Here is a 16,126-nt window from a genome sequence, read left to right on the forward strand (position 1 = left end):
AGAAATTAATTAGAATAAAGGAGATAAGGGGTTCGCATTTGTTTAAAAGCTATTAAACCCGATTGCCAAGATTGACGAATTTCCGCTTGTGTTTTTCCAGCGATGATTTGCTGTTTTAGTGTATCTGTACCCGCTAATTTAACGAAGAAATTCGTAAAAAATTTCTCTTTATTCTTGGATTGGCGATACGCTTTCAACAACCATTCTAATTCTAATTGGGTTACAGGTTTTATTTTCGATAGGTTCTCACCATAACACAATTTTCCTTTGTTCATAGGATCCTTTGCTCCAGCATTGGATTCTGGAGTAAAGCTATACGGCATGTCTTGTAAAAATGGAGAACCGTAAATCTGGAATTGTAAATTTGTTCCACGTCCTGAACTTACATTCGTCCCTTCAAAAAAGCACAAGCTTGCATACAAATTAATAGCTTGATCATTTGGTAAATTAGGAGAAGGAGAAACAGGGAGAGAATAGCTCATCTGTCTGTTGTAATTCAAGTTAGGAATTACGGTTAAATCCGCTTGAATTCCTTCATTTAACCATTTTTCACCGTTAATCATCAAAGCATATTCCCCGATCGTCATACCATGTAGTGTGGGGATAGGGTGCATGCCGACAAAACTTTTATTTTTCATTTCCAAGATTGGACCATCCACAATTGAAATATTCGGATTGGGGCGATCCAATACAAGAAGAGGAATGTTTTGTTCTGCACAAGCTTCCATAACATAATGTAAGGAGGAAATATAGGTGTAAAATCTTGCCCCTACATCTTGTAAATCAAAAACCAAAATATCAATTCCTGCCAATTGTTCTTTTGAAGGTTTTTTGCTATTGCCATACAAAGAAAGAATAGGTAATCCCGTTTGAGTATCTTTACCGTCTTTGATCAATTCACCCGCATCCGCTGTTCCTCTAAAACCGTGTTCAGGAGCATAGATTTTGGTAACCATGATGTTGTTTTGCAGTAAAAAATCAACAGTTGATGTATAGGTATTGAGGCTTAAATCTTGACGTACAACTCCCGTTTGATTGGTCAAAATACCCACTTTCTTATTTTGAAGTAAATCAAAATAGGCTACTGTGTTCTCTGCCCCTACAATAATCGGAGAAGTAACACCGGCTGTTCTCCCATTTTTATCAACGGAAAAAGAATAAGAATTTACACTATAAATCAATAGCGTTACTAAGAATAATAATGTATTTTTGACTGTTGAATTTGATATCATAGCAAAGTTGAAATTAGAATATTTTATAGCTAAACGTTTAGTAACTACAAAGAACCATAAAAGTAGTGTATCTGCTCCAATTATTAAAATCGCTATCACAGCAATTGCGTTAGGGATTATAATGATGCTTGTATCTGTTGCTACAGGTTTAGGTTTAAAACACAAAATTAGAGATAAAATTTCAGCTTTCAGCGGTCATATTGTAATTACTAAATACGATTCCAATACAACCGATATTACGCTCAAGCCGATTGAGTTGAATCAAAAGTTCTATCCTCATTTTGAGAATATCGAAGGAGTGAGTAAAGTGCAGCCTTTTGCCTCTAAAGCGGGTATTATTCGTACAGAAAATGCTTTTGAAGGGATTATATATAAAGGAGTAACGACAGAATATCAATTTGATGATATTGCGGAATATCTGGAACAAGGACGCTTACCTGTTTTTACTGAAACAATGAGCAATGAAATCTTAATGTCTACTTATATTGCAAATCGACTAGGATTTAAGTTAGGAGATAAAGTCAATACCTATTTTATGAAAGACTGGGGAAATAAAGTTCCCAATATCCGTCAGTTTGAGCTTGTAGGATTATACAATTCAGGACTACAACAGTTTGATGAAAATATTATTATTGGAGATTTGCGTCATGTACAGCGTTTAAATCGTTGGGCGGAAAATGAAGTAGGAGGATTTGAAGTGATTCTGAAAAACTTTGATGAGATTGAAACAAAGGGAAGTGAGATTTATTTGAATTTACCTTCAACAGTAGATAGTAAAACGATTGTAGAAAAGTACGAGAATATTTTTGGCTGGTTGGATATGTTTGACTTTAATATAAAAGTCATCATCATCATTATGATTGCGGTGGCTTCTATTAATATGATTGTTGCCTTGTTAGTTTTGATTTTAGAACGCACGCAGATGATTGGTATGTTGAAGGCTTTAGGAGCAACGAATTGGAGTGTTCGAAAAATATTTTTATACAATGCTTTTTATCTTATTGGTAAAGGACTTCTGTATGGGAATGTGATAGGGTTGGGCCTGTTGTTTTTACAAAAGTATACTGGGATTATTAAGTTAGATCCTACTTCGTATTATGTGCGTGAAGCACCTGTATTAATTCGATTTTCAGATGTCTTACTACTCAATCTTGGAGTGGTGGTTATTGCGATGTTGGTCTTGCTAATCCCTTCTTATTTGATTACAAAAATATCGCCTGTAAAGGCTATTCGATATGATTAAAAAAAGTCGCTTAGGCGACTTTTTCTATTCTTCTTCGTCTTCAAATGTCAATTCAATATCGACAAATTGAACAACGATCTCACATACTTTGTTGTTTTCATCATAACCAAAATAAACAGGATAGACTCCATCTCCATAACCACTTTGAATCATGGGAATGGTCAAATCTGTTCCTGGAATAGCAAAGTTTATCCAATCGCCGCCAGGTCGTTGGTATTGAGGGTGGTTCTCAGCACTTTTTTTGAACTCAGCAGCTAAATAATCGTCGTAAATATTTCCACCAGGATTGGCCTCAAGCCATTGTTGTTCAAAAGCACAATAGGCATCTTTTGTCTTTTCATCTACAATGGTAGCCAACCCCGCATCTACGTTAAATCCAAAATACTCTCCTTCGCCTAAACCGTCCATGTTTTCATGGCCAATCAAAGCTTCAATGTGCTTAATCGCCATTTGATTAGAAATTTTTACGCGAAAAGCCACATAGCGGTAGTGATGCTCTTCCACTTCCATCACCAAAACAGTCAAAGGAAATTTTCCAGCGGGAACTGAAATGAAATAAGGTTGTTCATCGCTTTTTAAATAAACCAAAGGATCGCGTACAATGACATTACCTGTGGGGAAATTTACTTCTCCAATGTTGAGGTGAAAAAGCTTTCTATTGCAAATTTCTGAAGCACTGAAGTAGTGATTGAAATTCGTTGGTGCAACTAATAATTCTTTTTTTTGTTCGTAGGCTGTTAACCATTCGGGTGTGGGTACTGTTTTCATAGTTGTTTTATTAGGGATGTTGCGCTACTTTTTTTAACGCTTGTTGATATATTTTTTGAATGCTCTTTTTTTCTTCTTTTTCAATTTGTTGTTCTAGTATATGGATAAGAACAGGCGTTTTTGACGTCTTCATTTTTACTATTTCTCCCAAAGCAAATGCAATGCTCCAACGCACAACCGTACTGTCGTCATTTATATGGGCGATTAAATGTTCTACGGCATAATCCACCTGATGAGGATAATTATAAATAGTATAACCAATGGCTCTCGCAGATTCCCATTTGACTCTCGCTGCTTGGCTTGATAGGCACTCAATCAATACTAATAGCGCTTCTTCTGTTAGTAGCTGTGGTTTTTTTTCTGCTACATGTGTCAAAGCTTCTATGCAAACCGCTTTTGGTGCATCTTTGACTACTTGAATCTCCGCTATAAAATCAGATAATTGTAAAGTATTACTTAAAAGTCCTTCGCATAACAGTTGCGTTTTTTCTTTGGCTTTGTATGCTTTATTAGTTAATATAAGATGAACTGACATCGTATTACATTTGGTTGAACACAAGTAAAAGACAAATATCAAGTATTAATATGAATAGGCAGGAGATATATTCATCTTTTTATGCAGGAGTAGAGAAGGGCAGTCGTTTCTATTCGGTGAATAATAATTAACCCATGGCTTCAATCAAGCCTAAAATAGGTGTGAATTTTGTTTATTAGTAGCATTTGACCTTTTATTTTGTGAAAATGAAAAAAAAATGAGGTCAAATTTGTAATATAATAATGAATCGTTTTGTTCAAGCCTTGTTATTTTTGGATATAAAAATGAGTATAAAATAATTTTAACAGAGTTGTGTTGAAAAACGAATCGTTCGTTTTAAATCATTAGAGTTTTGGAAATTAACATTTTCTTGTTTCGATTTAGTCTAAATAAGTTGTTTAAACGAAGGATACAAAATACATTTGCACCATAAAAGTTTAAATCACTTGGTGATGCATAGTATGAATAAGAACTTTATATTCAGGAAAGTAAGCTTAATTATCTTCTTTTTTTGCTTTACAACAGTCGTTTTAGCACAGAATCCGGTTGAAATTCAAGTACATATTACAGATACTAAACAGCAGGACATTGCTGAGGTAACCGTTTCTATAAAGAATAAATATCACAATTATATTGGTTTAACAGACGATAAGGGTATTGCTTATTTTCAAGTAATCCCCGGTGAATATCAGATGCAATCTTTCCATATTGCTTATCAAAGCCAAGAAGACAGAGTGAGTATTGCAAGTAAACAGGAGTTGAGTATAATTCTTATTCCTCTAGTAAAAGAATTACAAGAAGTGATTATTACAGCAGAGGAAGGAAAGGGATTATCTTCCACCTCAGTAATTAACCGCAAAGCGATGGAGCATTTACAGCCTTCGAGTTTTGCTGATTTGATGGAATTATTACCAGGAGGATTAGCACAAGATCCAACGCTTACTAAGACTAATGTTATTCGCATTCGCGAATTTGGTCCGAGTATATCGGGATATTCAACAAGTGCTTTGGGCGTTCAGTTTGTAATTGATGGCAATGTGTTGAACTCGAATATGGATATGTTGCAAGCGGTAAAAAGTGATCATCAAGGAGCAGGTTCTCGAAGTACGAATGGATTAGGGATTGATATGCGTACATTGTCTACCAATGATATTGAACGTGTAGAAATCATCCGCGGTATTCCAACAGTCAGTTATGGAGACTTGACTTCAGGTTTGGTGTTGATTCATCGAAAAAGTGGTTATACGAAATGGCAAGCTCGTGTTAAAGCAGATGGATTTAGCAAATCCTATTATGTCGCGAAGGGATTTACGGTAACACCAACATGGAATCTAAATGTGAGTTTGGACTATTTGGATGCCTTATCAGATCCCAGAGATCTCTATGAAACCTTTAAGCGAATCAATGGTTCTATCCGATCAAAAAAAGACTTTAACTTATATGGGAATAAATTAGAATGGCGTTCCAATTTAGACTATAGTGCTAATATTGATGAGGTGAAAGTAGATCCTGATACGGGATATTTAGCTACGGATTCTTATCAAAATCGCCGTCAAAAAATTAGCTTCTCTAATAACTTTGATTATAAAATCCAATCTAGTCAAGGGATTAAAAATATTAAATTGACTACAAATGTCAATCAAGGAATTGAAGATATCAAGCAAAGTATTTTTGTACAATATAGCGGTCCAACTTCTGTCTCAATCGCTACAGAAGAAGGAGTAAATGAAGGATATTTTCCCGAATTGAGCTTTGTCTCTCATACAAAAACTGAAGGACGTCCGTTGAATATCAATGGAAAATTAGAAACGGACTTAGAATTCCAAACGGGTATCGTAAAACAAAATATTGAAATTGGAGTGGATTATAAATATTCTCATAATTACGGACGAGGAGAAATGTATGATTTATTGACTCCTCCTTCTACAAAATCGACAACGAGACCCCGTGCTTACAACGATATTCCAGCCTATCAAAATATAGCTTTTTTTGCTGGAGATAAGGTGAGTTGGGCTTTAGGTGAACATAATTTTGGCCTTTATGGGGGAATTCGCATTTCTAAAATGTTGGGGTTAAATCATACGTTTGATTTGAGTAAAAAGGTATATGTCGAACCTCGTTTCATTTTACAATGGGGATTACCTAAACTTACACTAGGAGAACATGTTTTGAAAACGGACGTGACTCTAGGTTATGGAGAATTGTATAAACAACCTACGGGTTTGATGCTGTATCCCAATAAAACCTACAATGATTTTACTCAATTGAATTTTAGACCTGTTCATTCAGCCTATCAATTAGTCAACTTTATGACGTATGTGGAAGATCCAACGAATTATCAATTGGTAGCAGCAAAAAATACGAAAAAAGAAATACGCCTCGATCTTAGTTATGCAAAACACGATTTCTATATTACCTATTTCGATGAACAAATGCCCAATGGATTTAGAGTCGTAAATCACTATAAAGCGTATAGCTACAAGCGATATGATGCTTCAGGCATTGATTTGGAAAACTTAACTGAGAAACCTAATGTAGAAAATTTACCATATGAAGAACGAAAGGTATTTAACGCTAATTCTATCAGAGAAAATGGAAGTAGCACGTATAAAAAAGGAATTGAATTCGGGTATACCTCGCCGAGATTTAAAGGAATTAATACTCGATTTAGCTTGAGTGGTGCTTGGTTTGAAACGCTATATACCAATACAGTTCCCGTTCAAGAAAGACCCAATGCATCACTAGCAGGACAAGATTTCTCCTTTGTGGGAATTTACAAAAGTGCGGATGGAAACAAAGTTAGTGGAATGAATTACAATTTTGTGGTAGATACCTATCTTCCAACCTTAGATATGAATATTTCAGCTTCTTTTCAAGGGGTGCTCTTTAATGACAATACCAGAGAGTGGAAAGAAGATCAGCCCATGGCATATTTTGGAACAGATGGTGTAATACACGAATATACAGATGCTAATCGGAAGGATGCTTATTTACAATGGTTGGTGCGCAACGTCTCTACTACTGATAATCTAAATAGACATTATACTTTCGATGTTCGCGTAAACTTGAAAGTGTCCAAGCGAATTTATAAGGAAATCAAAGCTTCTTTATTTGTCAATAAGCTGTATTCTTATATGAGCCCTTATACATTTAATAAGACCAAGATATATCGAAAAGATAGTACAAACCCTTATTTTGGAATGGAACTTACTTATAATTTTTAATACATAAATCAAATGAAAAAAAGTTTAATTAGTCTGTGTTTCGCCTTGTTGAGCTTAACCGTTGTCACAACAGCGTGTAGTAGTGACGATAGTAATGTTGAAAATACAAAACAACAGAAAAGCACATTGAATCTTTCTTTTACAGGAGTAGATATCGAATCAGTATCCAATCTAACAATTGAATTTCTAGAAACAAACTCAGGAGCAAAAGGAGAGAAAATAATTACAGAATCAAAAACCGCTACGGTATTAGATAAGGGATCCTATAAGATTTCAATTAACGGAACAGTTATATTAAAGAATGGAGAAAAAGTTGAAGTAGGAGGAAATGGAGCTGTCGATTTGGTACAAGAGGAGCAAAATGCTGTTATTCATTTAATTATTAAAGCATTTAGTGAAGACTTTATTATTGAAGAAGTGTTCTTTACAGGCGTGAAAACCTTAGAAGGAAAAAACTATAACAACGGACGTTATTTTAAGTTGACGAACAATACAGATAAAGTTTTAAAAACAGGCGGATTGTTGATTTGTCAATCAGAGTTTAATACCACGTTGAATCACAATGTCACACCAGATATCAAAAGTGATGCATTCGCAGTTCAAGCCGTATTGATGATTCCTGAAGCGCATTCAAAAGACGTGCAGCCGGGTGACTTTATCGTGATCGCTGATATTGCTCAAAATCACAATCAACCCAATATCCCTGCTTATGATTTGAGCGCAGCAGATTATGAATTTCCAAATTTAGACAACCCTCATTTGGGACAAGTAGATAATCCAGCTGTTCCTAATGCTGTAGTAATTTATTCAAAATTGAACTATAATATGTTCTTTTTGCATAATCAAGGCGCAGAAAGTTATGCTATTGCTCGTTTTCCACAAGGACTATCAGTAGAAAATTGGATTGCAGATTATACCTATGATTACGAGTATTTAAATAAGGCAGGTAATATCACTAAAAAGAAAACCCTAAAAGTGATGAATACTTGGATTCTGGATGGCGTAAATTCAGCTATTACTGAAAAATGGATACACAATACATTAGATGCGTCTATTGATAGCGGATGGACAGGATGTGGTAAAATTGAATCAGACTATACTCGTTTTGGAAAAACAATTCGCCGTAAAGTCGTAGGGAAAATGGAAAATGGGAAAAACCTATATAAAGATACCAATAACTCAACGATTGATTTTACACGTGATGCAGAAGCAAGTTTAAAGAATGGAATCGTACACTAATAACGATAGATTTTGAATAAGCCCTCTATTTTTTGGATGTTGTGCTTCATCAGTGGAATTAGTGTAATACAGGCACAAGAAAACGTATCAGCCTATGATCGTATTCTCATCCAACAACAATCCGAACAACAGTTTAAAAAAGACTATTACTATAATCCAGTACACCAACTGGATTATAGTGATTTTTCATTTTCTGACATTCTAGTAGGATATCAAAAAGCCCAAAGCGATTTATATAAATTACAAGAAGGAACAGGAGTAGAAGGAATACAAATTGAAGCTTCTTCTTATAAAAAAATAAGTAACAACCGCAGTATTTGGGGGAATGTAGTATATCAAAAGAATACGCAAAAAGGAGTACAGTGGAATAATAATCTCGATCTTCATCTTCTGGGACCCTATGTTATTGCTGATTCTACAAGTAATAGCCTTAAATATGAAGCCTATGAGTTTATGGGAGGCTATGCAAAAAAGATCCAGCGGTTTTCGCTTGGATTGGAGGCGAGTTATCAAGCACACCTAGGTTACAAGAGTAGGGATCCCCGTCCGAAGAGTATTTCTTCTCATATGCAAATAAAAGGTGGAATTGGGTATGATGTTACACCAAATTGGATGCTTAGTACGCATGGGGTATTTACTAATTATACTCAAAATACGGAGGTTTCATTTGCTAATCAAACCCAAAAGGCAGCCTTGTATCAACTCAATGGTTTAGGAACTTGGAGCAGATATTTTAGTGGAAAAAGTACGGGAACCAATATTGAACGAAGGGGGTATGAGTATGGCTTTGATATTGAAAATAAAGCGTTTGATTTTGTTGTTGGTTTGACTAATGGAAAGAGTAAACTCAAAAGATTTAGTACAGGTGTCTCCCTGAAAAACTCAGATAATGATGCGGAGACCAACCGATTAGAAGAAACGTATCAAAATATTTATCTACTGAAGTTCTTTGCTTTAGGAAAGGATAAAATCGGAGTGAAATACAAGTATACTAAAGGAGAAAAAACGGGAATTGAAGTATATTATACCGACAATGAAGCCACGGGCTTGGAGAAATTATTAGAGAAGAAAGCATATAAATATACGGATACCAATCATATGGTAGAAGCAATGTATGAGGTGAACTTTGTGCGTAGTCAATGGAGGATTCAGCCCTTTTGGAAATACCAAAAAACGACAGAACAACTTCAAGAAGTACAAACAAAACAGGGATTCACTTATGCGTATTATGGCTTAAATTTAGGCTATACGCAAACACTGACAGCAAAGACAACACTGACAGTCGAGCCTACACTTACATATCGCAAGGTTAGTAAAGCCAATAATCAACTCAATTTTACTACGACAAAACCAGCGATGAAAGATTGGTTATGGAATGACTTCGAATACCTTTCAACAGATTATGTGTATTGGGGAACTTCCGTAAAGTATGCAATAGAAAAAGTAAAAAAAGCTCCGATGTTTGTGGCAATTAGCTATCATCAAATGGACTTTAAAACAAATAAACAAAACAACTATATAACCGTAACCTTAGGGGTAACGTTTTAATTGAGAAGCAACAAAGATGAGTAGAAAGTTAATAATTGCCCTCTTTTTGAGTATCGGTGGGCTTTTGAGTTTTACCAATGCTCCCAAAATATTGAATTCAAGTGACCCAGAGTACAAGGCAATCATTGAAAGTTATAAACAACCACTTGCTCTATGGCCTAAACCCACAATTGATGAAGGAGTGGATTGGAAGGAATTTGCCAGCATTCAAAGAGATACAGCGTTTTTTTCAACACAAGATTTACCTGAAGTTATTTTAGGAAAGATGCTTTTTTTTGATCCTAAATTGTCTAAATCAAGTCAAATATCTTGTAGTACTTGTCATGATCCAGCGATGGGATGGACAGATCGACGTACTGTAGCATTAGGACACGACCATTTAGAAGGGATGAGAAATACACCTAGTCTTTACAATATAGCTAATCGAACGATTTTCTTTTGGGATGGAAGAGCCAACAGTTTAGAAGAACAAGCGAGTGGACCTTTAAGTGCACATAATGAAATGGCAATGGATGTAGAGCTTTTACCTGAAAAATTAAAAAAAATAAAAGGGTATAGGCCTTTGTTTAAAGCTGCTTATGGTGATGAAACTATTACATATGAGCGAATCGTTGGGGCTTTAGCTACCTTTCAACGAACTATAAAAAGCCAACCTAGTCGTGTTGACCTCTTTGTGGATGGTAAATTTGAAGCCATGACTGATCAAGAAATCTATGGTATGCATTTATTTAGAACCAAAGGACGCTGTATGAATTGTCATCATGGACCTGATTTGACAGATGATCAGTTTCACAACATCGGATTGACGTATTATAAGAGAAAATTTCAAGATTTAGGACGTTATGTTATCACCCAAAATCCGGAGCATGTGGGACAATTTAAAACGCCATCTTTACGCGATTTACTTCTAACCCGCCCTTGGATGCACAATGGATTTTTTGATAACTTGGAAGGAATTGTCAATATTTACAATAGTGGCATGCACATGATTGATCCAACTCCAGAACAAAAAAAGGCAGATCCTTTATATCCTGTTACGGATTCATTAATGCAACCTTTGCAGCTCAATCGTGAAGAAGTAAAAGCAATAGTTGCTTTTTTAGAATCTTTATCGGGAAGTCGTTATAAAATGAAAAGACCAGATTTTCCAAGAGACTAAATGAATAATGAAGGGAATATCCGTATGAATTACAGGAGAAAAAATAAATAAGAAAAAGATAAGCCGTTCCGGAAGGGAACGGCTCTTTTGTAAAGGGGCTTTGCTTGCTCGGTGCATTCTTTGTTGCAATGTCCTTTGATATTTTGGTGAAAGTATGGAGAAATGCACACAAGCCTACCTGGTTCTTATTTCCTCAATTGTTTAGGGGAATATCCAGTGTATTTTTTAACAAAGCTTGAAAAATAAGTAGCATATTCAAACCCGAGTGTAAATGCTATTTCAGATACAGTCAGAGTCGAATTCTTTAATAATCGCTGTGCTTCGATTAATATTCTTTCTTGTATGATTGCTGTCGTTGATTTGCCAAAGGTTTGCTTGACCACATAGTTTAAATAATTGGTGTGAACTTCCAATACTTCAGAATAGTCCGCGGCCGTTTTTAATCGGACGGTTTGTTCTTTGTGTGTAATGGGAAATTGCTTTTCTATTAGTTCCAAAAATTGAGAACACAACCGATTTGATGCATTTCTCTTTTCTGAAAACGTAAATTCACTCGTTAGTTTATTTGCTTGATGAATGATTATCTCAATGTAGTTGCGCAATATTTCTTGCTTCATCGGATAATCTTCCTTTTGTTCTAAAACAATATTTTCAAATAAACTCTTAATCATTTTATCTTGCTCCTTATTTAAAGAGTAAATGGGAGTCGTTTGCAAGGTTTGTAGAGTAGATCGAATTTCGTTGCTTTGATAACCAAGAAATGTATTTGTAAATAAACAAAAAAAACCATCAGGTGATTCTGAAGTGGGTTCTAAAGTATACGTTGATAAAGGATTTGAGAAAAAAAGGGTTGGACCTGTGAATTCTCGTGTTTCTGTTCCGCAAAATAATTTACTTTTACTGTTTAAGTAAGAAACCTTATAATGTGTTTTAATATTATAAGAGATGAGATGCTCCTTACCCTCTATTTGTGAATAAACAGCGAATTCATTCGAATTGATATCGCATCTAGGTGCTTCTTCTGTATCAATTACATCTAAATCTAATGTTGGAGTTAAGTACGTCATTTTTCGCTTCGTTTTTCTTAATACTAGTTTTTTGAATGCTTAGGGAATGAGTGTTTGCTATTATGTTTTATGGTTATTTGTAAAAATATATATAATTATAGCTGTAGATTTGATAAAAAATTATTATTTATTGTGTTTTTTAATTATTTTGTCGTTAATATTTATAAATTTTATATTTATTCCTATTTTTAATTGTTTTGATTAAGTTTTTTTTAATTTTTTTAGGAAGTGTATGACGTGAATTTGCCAAAACCAGTATCATTTTATCTTAGATGGATTTTTTTACTTGTATTTTTTAATCTTAACAGATAAATCTGTGCTTAGTAGGAAGGGGGAGAGAACTTAAGTACAGGACTTCAAAAAGTAAAATGGCAGGTATTCTTATAGGTCTATTTTTAAAAAAAATTATGTTATTTCATGTCGTTTTTTTATTTCTTGTTGAAGAAGTTGGATTTTATACTATAGCAGATGCGAACTATATATTTGTTTTTGTTGATGATTCGCAGGGTAAAGTATAGGGAGAAGTGATTCTTTCGCGGTTTGAGGATGTTCAAAAGAATCGTGTTTTTTTAGTGTAGTCTATTTTTAAAATAAATGGAATTTATTTATTTTTTAATATAAAGTAGTTTTTTGATCTAAACGGAAATAGAATGCATAGAGTATTGCAATCTCCTAAAGAAATCGCTTTGTATATAATATAGGACAGAATCCTAATTTAGGGAAAATCAACGTACAATATAATAGTGATAAATGAGTTTCTTCACAGAAGGGCGAACTTCTTCGGAAGATGTATACTCAAATCCACAGCGTTCGAGAAGTGATTTGGAATGAACATTCGCTTCAAAAAGCTGTGCGCAAATCACAGTATAAGAAAAATGTTGTTGAATGTGAAGGATTAATGCTTGTAGTAGTTCAGTAGCTAATCCCTTTTTCCAGAAAAAATCGTGTATAATGTAGCCAATTTCAATATAACTCCGAGCGTTTGTACAAGGAAATAAACCCAACTCACCAATTACGAATGAAGTGTTCTTAGTTTTGAGTACAATTTTGTATAAACCTAATTGTTGAGGATATAAGTTTTGATTGAGCTGATATTTATTCACTAAATCCTCGGGTGTCCAATGTACTTTGTTGTTAGGAATCCAACGCATCGTATTGAGATTGTTGTGAATTTCCAAAAGAGAAGGAAGATCCTGATCTAGGTGAATAGTTTGAATCAGTAAACGTGAAGTCTCTAGTATATTAAACATAGGTATATAAGGGATTGAAGGATGTAAAAAACAATCAACTTAAATTAAGAATTCTTTTCTTTTAAATAGTAAAAAAAGTAAGGAAGTCTAGTCTTTATATTTTATATTGTGCAATAAAATTCAAGTTAGATTAAAAATTGCATGATATTTGTAAGGTAATACATGAATATCTGTTAGAGATATAAAAATAGAGTTGAATAAAATATAAAATTATCAAATGAAAACGAAGTCAATCAGCAATATATTAACAATTGGTTTTGCGTTGTTCGCCATGTTTTTTGGAGCAGGAAATATTATTTTACCGCCTATCATCGGATTAATTACAGGAGAAGAGTGGGATTCAGCCGTCTTCGGTTTTAGTATTACTGCCATTCTCGCTCCTTTTTTAGGAATATTAGCTGTTTTACTTTCGGGAGATGAGTTTACGGATTTAGGAAAAAGAATCAATCAAACCATTGGAGTTATTTTAGCAACGGCCATTATTTTAAGTATAGGCCCTTTAGTTGCAATTCCCCGTACAGCTGCCACTACCTTTGAAGTTGGATTATTGCCCCTCTGGCCCGATTTTAATCCTATTATTTCTTCTGTCTTATTCTTTGCGGTTACCTTAGCATTGTCAATATCTCCCTCCAGAGTAGTGGATATTATTGGAAAATACTTAACTCCTTTGCTGTTAGTCTTATTGGCTATAATGATTGTCATGGGAATACTTCATCCATTAGATACGACAATGGATACAGGAGTTGATGGTGTAGAATCTTTCCGTAGAGGGTTTGCCGAAGGTTATCAAACAATGGATGTTTTAGCTTCTGTTATTTATGCGGGAATTATTATTGCGGCAGTGAAAGCCAAAGGTTATGTTAGCCCAGAAGCGAAAACAAAAGTTACATTCCTTTCGGGGGCTGTTGCAACATTATGTCTCTTGTTTATCTATGGTGGACTAGTCTATCTCGGAGCAACTTCTGGATATGGTTCTTCTACGGATCTAAAGCGTACTGAATTATTGTTGTACATTTCCAATCATGTATTGGGATCTCAGGGTACAATCGCTTTGTCCCTTTGTATTGCTCTAGCTTGTTTAACAACTGCAATTGCACTAGTCTGTGCAACAGGAACTTTCTTTAGTCAGTTGACGAATGGTAAATTAAGCTATAAAACTATTGTTATTGCAACTTGTATTTTCTCCGCTATTTTAGCTGTTAATGGAGTAGATAAGATTATTGATTATGCAGGCCCCTTCTTAGGCATTATCTACCCTATTACCTTAACCTTAATATTATATGTTGTAATCTTTGGAAAAATCGTAAAACGCAAAATTCCCTTTGTAGGCGCTATTGTCACAACAACCCTTTTTTCTATTGTGCAATTTTTTATTAATATGACTATTGATCCATTAGCAGAAGAGGGGTATGCCTTTCAATTGAATGAGTGTATCAAAAAGATTCCGCTATACAATTACGATGTCCCTTGGTTACTTCCTTCTTTTGTCGTTTTTATCGTTTTATACTTATTTAATCGAAAATAAAAAAAATCCCATTCTAAACTTAGAATGGGATTTTTTTAGTTTAATGAAATTCTTTCTCCTTGCTTTGGAAAAATATAGTGTACCTGTAAAGGGTTGTTTTCGGTTAATTCTCGTTTGATTGTTTCAATTTGATTGCCTGAAGGTTTTAGATGAGTAACGATAATGGTTAAATCATTTAAATGGTCAAGGCCTGTATATTTTGCGAGTTTACTCAATTCTTCCACTAATAATTTTGGAGTTAAGTGCCCAAATAATAAGTGTTCTGGTTGACTATTCGGAAAAGAGACTTCTAATAAAATAGTCTTTAAATTTTTATTTCGAACTAAAGGAGCGATGTATTCCCAAATTGTTTCTAAATGATTCGTCTTTTCAATTCGATCAGCACCTGTATCTCCGAAATACAATACATAATCATTGTTGTTTCTCAATAAAATAGCAGAACTCTTTTGCGGGTTTACGTGACTTAATTCAAATAGCTCTGCAGAAAAAGTTGTGTTAACAAGAGAGAAGGATTGAAAGGGGAGAACCTTCGCATAAGTATATTTCCCCAATATAGGAGATTCACCTTCGTTGCCAAAATTCGCCCATGAGGCGTTGGTGAAATAATTGTGCTTGAAAATATCTGTCACAAAAGGCAACGAATAAATGGGTTTAGCAGAATCCTCAGGTGAATTAATGATTAATCCCGAAAGATGATCTAAATGACCATGTGAAATAAAGTATCCTTTGATGTATTGTTGTAATACAGTTTCGAAAGAAACATCAAAAGTTCCTTTCTCAATGGCCTTGTTTATACCACTTCGTACTGTTCCAGCATCAAGGGCAATGTAATTATTGCTCTTTTCTACACCTATTAAATAACTAGATAGGTTACTCTCGTCTCCGCCACCATAAACACCTAAGGGAATAATCTCTAAATTTTGAGCCAGTAGCGTTGAGGTACCATAAAGAAAAAAAACAGAAAGGGTGAATAAAAATTTCTTCATTAGATATAATGTATTTACTACAAAAGTAAGAGATATTTTTTTATTTGATTCTCTCCTTATATATATGTAGGGGCAGATAGCTATCTGCCCCTTTGTTTGAAGTTTCTTTTTCGAATGAAATCTATTTTTTCTAAATAGGAGGGCACAGGCCCCTGCGCCCGTACGGGCAGATAGCTATCTGCCCTTTTGTTTGAAGTTTTCTTTTTCGAATGAAAGCTATTTTTCTAAATAGGAGGGCACAGGCCCCTGTGCCCGTACGGGCAGATAGCTATCTGCCCTTTTGCATGAAAGATGATTTTATTTGATTCTTTCCTTATATATAGATAAGAGCAAATGGAAATTTGCCTATT

General features: G+C 34.6%; 12 protein-coding genes. 6 read left to right on the forward strand and 6 right to left on the reverse strand.

Features of this window, described 5'->3' with window-relative positions:
- Positions 1-5: 5 nt before the first annotated feature.
- A complete protein-coding gene (locus HX004_RS16405) occupies positions 6-1,232 on the reverse strand; it encodes an exo-beta-N-acetylmuramidase NamZ family protein (RefSeq protein WP_286443756.1) in 1,227 nt (408 codons plus the stop codon).
- Between the two features lie 7 nt (positions 1,233-1,239).
- On the opposite strand from HX004_RS16405, the gene HX004_RS16410 reads away from it, so the two are divergent.
- On the forward strand, positions 1,240-2,475 hold the full coding sequence (locus HX004_RS16410; RefSeq protein WP_286443758.1) for an ABC transporter permease: 1,236 nt from the start codon (positions 1,240-1,242) through the stop codon (positions 2,473-2,475).
- A 24-nt stretch (positions 2,476-2,499) separates the two neighbouring features.
- Here HX004_RS16410 and HX004_RS16415 read toward each other — a convergent pair whose 3' ends face one another.
- Entirely contained in the window at positions 2,500-3,243 is a 744-nt protein-coding gene (locus HX004_RS16415; RefSeq protein ID WP_286443760.1) for a DUF4241 domain-containing protein, read from the reverse strand.
- 10 nt (positions 3,244-3,253) lie between these two features.
- On the reverse strand, positions 3,254-3,778 hold the full coding sequence (locus HX004_RS16420) for a HEAT repeat domain-containing protein (RefSeq protein ID WP_286443762.1): 525 nt from the start codon (positions 3,776-3,778) through the stop codon (positions 3,254-3,256).
- A 452-nt stretch (positions 3,779-4,230) separates the two neighbouring features.
- On the opposite strand from HX004_RS16420, the gene HX004_RS16425 reads away from it, so the two are divergent.
- Genes HX004_RS16425 through HX004_RS16440 form a run of 4 tightly spaced genes read left to right on the forward strand, consistent with a single transcriptional unit; the run spans position 4,231 to position 10,948 of the window.
- Positions 4,231-7,002: a TonB-dependent receptor plug domain-containing protein gene (locus tag HX004_RS16425; protein WP_286443763.1), complete on the forward strand. Its 2,772-nt coding sequence runs from the start codon at positions 4,231-4,233 to the stop codon at positions 7,000-7,002.
- Between the two features lie 12 nt (positions 7,003-7,014).
- Positions 7,015-8,241, forward strand: a complete 1,227-nt coding sequence (locus tag HX004_RS16430) for a DUF4876 domain-containing protein (protein WP_286443764.1) — start codon at positions 7,015-7,017, stop codon at positions 8,239-8,241.
- A 12-nt stretch (positions 8,242-8,253) separates the two neighbouring features.
- Complete coding sequence (locus HX004_RS16435; RefSeq protein WP_286443765.1) at positions 8,254-9,789, forward strand: DUF6850 family outer membrane beta-barrel protein; 1,536 nt, start codon at positions 8,254-8,256, stop codon at positions 9,787-9,789.
- A gap of 16 nt (positions 9,790-9,805) precedes the next feature.
- Positions 9,806-10,948 (forward strand): cytochrome-c peroxidase, encoded by a 1,143-nt coding sequence (locus HX004_RS16440; protein WP_286443766.1) that lies wholly within the window; start codon positions 9,806-9,808, stop codon positions 10,946-10,948.
- Positions 10,949-11,133: 185 nt separating this feature from the next.
- Here the strand turns inward: HX004_RS16440 and HX004_RS16445 are convergent, their stop codons facing one another.
- Complete coding sequence (locus tag HX004_RS16445) at positions 11,134-12,015, reverse strand: helix-turn-helix domain-containing protein (protein ID WP_286443768.1); 882 nt, start codon at positions 12,013-12,015, stop codon at positions 11,134-11,136.
- 725 nt (positions 12,016-12,740) lie between these two features.
- Entirely contained in the window at positions 12,741-13,265 is a 525-nt protein-coding gene (locus HX004_RS16450; protein ID WP_286443770.1) for a GNAT family N-acetyltransferase, read from the reverse strand.
- 217 nt (positions 13,266-13,482) lie between these two features.
- Here HX004_RS16450 and brnQ point away from each other — a divergent pair, with 217 nt between their 5' ends.
- A complete protein-coding gene (gene brnQ / locus HX004_RS16455; RefSeq protein ID WP_286443771.1) occupies positions 13,483-14,790 on the forward strand; it encodes a branched-chain amino acid transport system II carrier protein in 1,308 nt (435 codons plus the stop codon).
- 35 nt (positions 14,791-14,825) lie between these two features.
- Here the strand turns inward: brnQ and HX004_RS16460 are convergent, their stop codons facing one another.
- A complete protein-coding gene (locus tag HX004_RS16460) occupies positions 14,826-15,776 on the reverse strand; it encodes a 3',5'-cyclic-nucleotide phosphodiesterase (RefSeq protein WP_286443772.1) in 951 nt (316 codons plus the stop codon).
- Positions 15,777-16,126: the final 350 nt, after the last annotated feature.

Source organism: Myroides sp. 1354 (genome assembly GCF_030324495.1).
Classification (GTDB): Bacteria; Bacteroidota; Bacteroidia; order Flavobacteriales; family Flavobacteriaceae; genus Flavobacterium.

What these genes read in the sequence shown, in the direction of transcription:
- HX004_RS16405 (WP_286443756.1), bottom strand. Translation starts at nt 1,232, where the DNA reads ATGATATCAAATTCAACAGTCAAAAATACATTATTATTCTTAGTAACG.
- HX004_RS16415 (WP_286443760.1), bottom strand. Translation starts at nt 3,243, where the DNA reads ATGAAAACAGTACCCACACCCGAATGGTTAACAGCCTACGAACAAAAA.
- HX004_RS16420 (WP_286443762.1), bottom strand. Translation starts at nt 3,778, where the DNA reads ATGTCAGTTCATCTTATATTAACTAATAAAGCATACAAAGCCAAAGAA.
- HX004_RS16425 (WP_286443763.1), top strand. Translation starts at nt 4,231, where the DNA reads ATGCATAGTATGAATAAGAACTTTATATTCAGGAAAGTAAGCTTAATT.
- HX004_RS16430 (WP_286443764.1), top strand. Translation starts at nt 7,015, where the DNA reads ATGAAAAAAAGTTTAATTAGTCTGTGTTTCGCCTTGTTGAGCTTAACC.
- HX004_RS16440 (WP_286443766.1), top strand. Translation starts at nt 9,806, where the DNA reads ATGAGTAGAAAGTTAATAATTGCCCTCTTTTTGAGTATCGGTGGGCTT.
- HX004_RS16445 (WP_286443768.1), bottom strand. Translation starts at nt 12,015, where the DNA reads ATGACGTACTTAACTCCAACATTAGATTTAGATGTAATTGATACAGAA.
- HX004_RS16450 (WP_286443770.1), bottom strand. Translation starts at nt 13,265, where the DNA reads ATGTTTAATATACTAGAGACTTCACGTTTACTGATTCAAACTATTCAC.
- brnQ (WP_286443771.1), top strand. Translation starts at nt 13,483, where the DNA reads ATGAAAACGAAGTCAATCAGCAATATATTAACAATTGGTTTTGCGTTG.
- HX004_RS16460 (WP_286443772.1), bottom strand. Translation starts at nt 15,776, where the DNA reads ATGAAGAAATTTTTATTCACCCTTTCTGTTTTTTTTCTTTATGGTACC.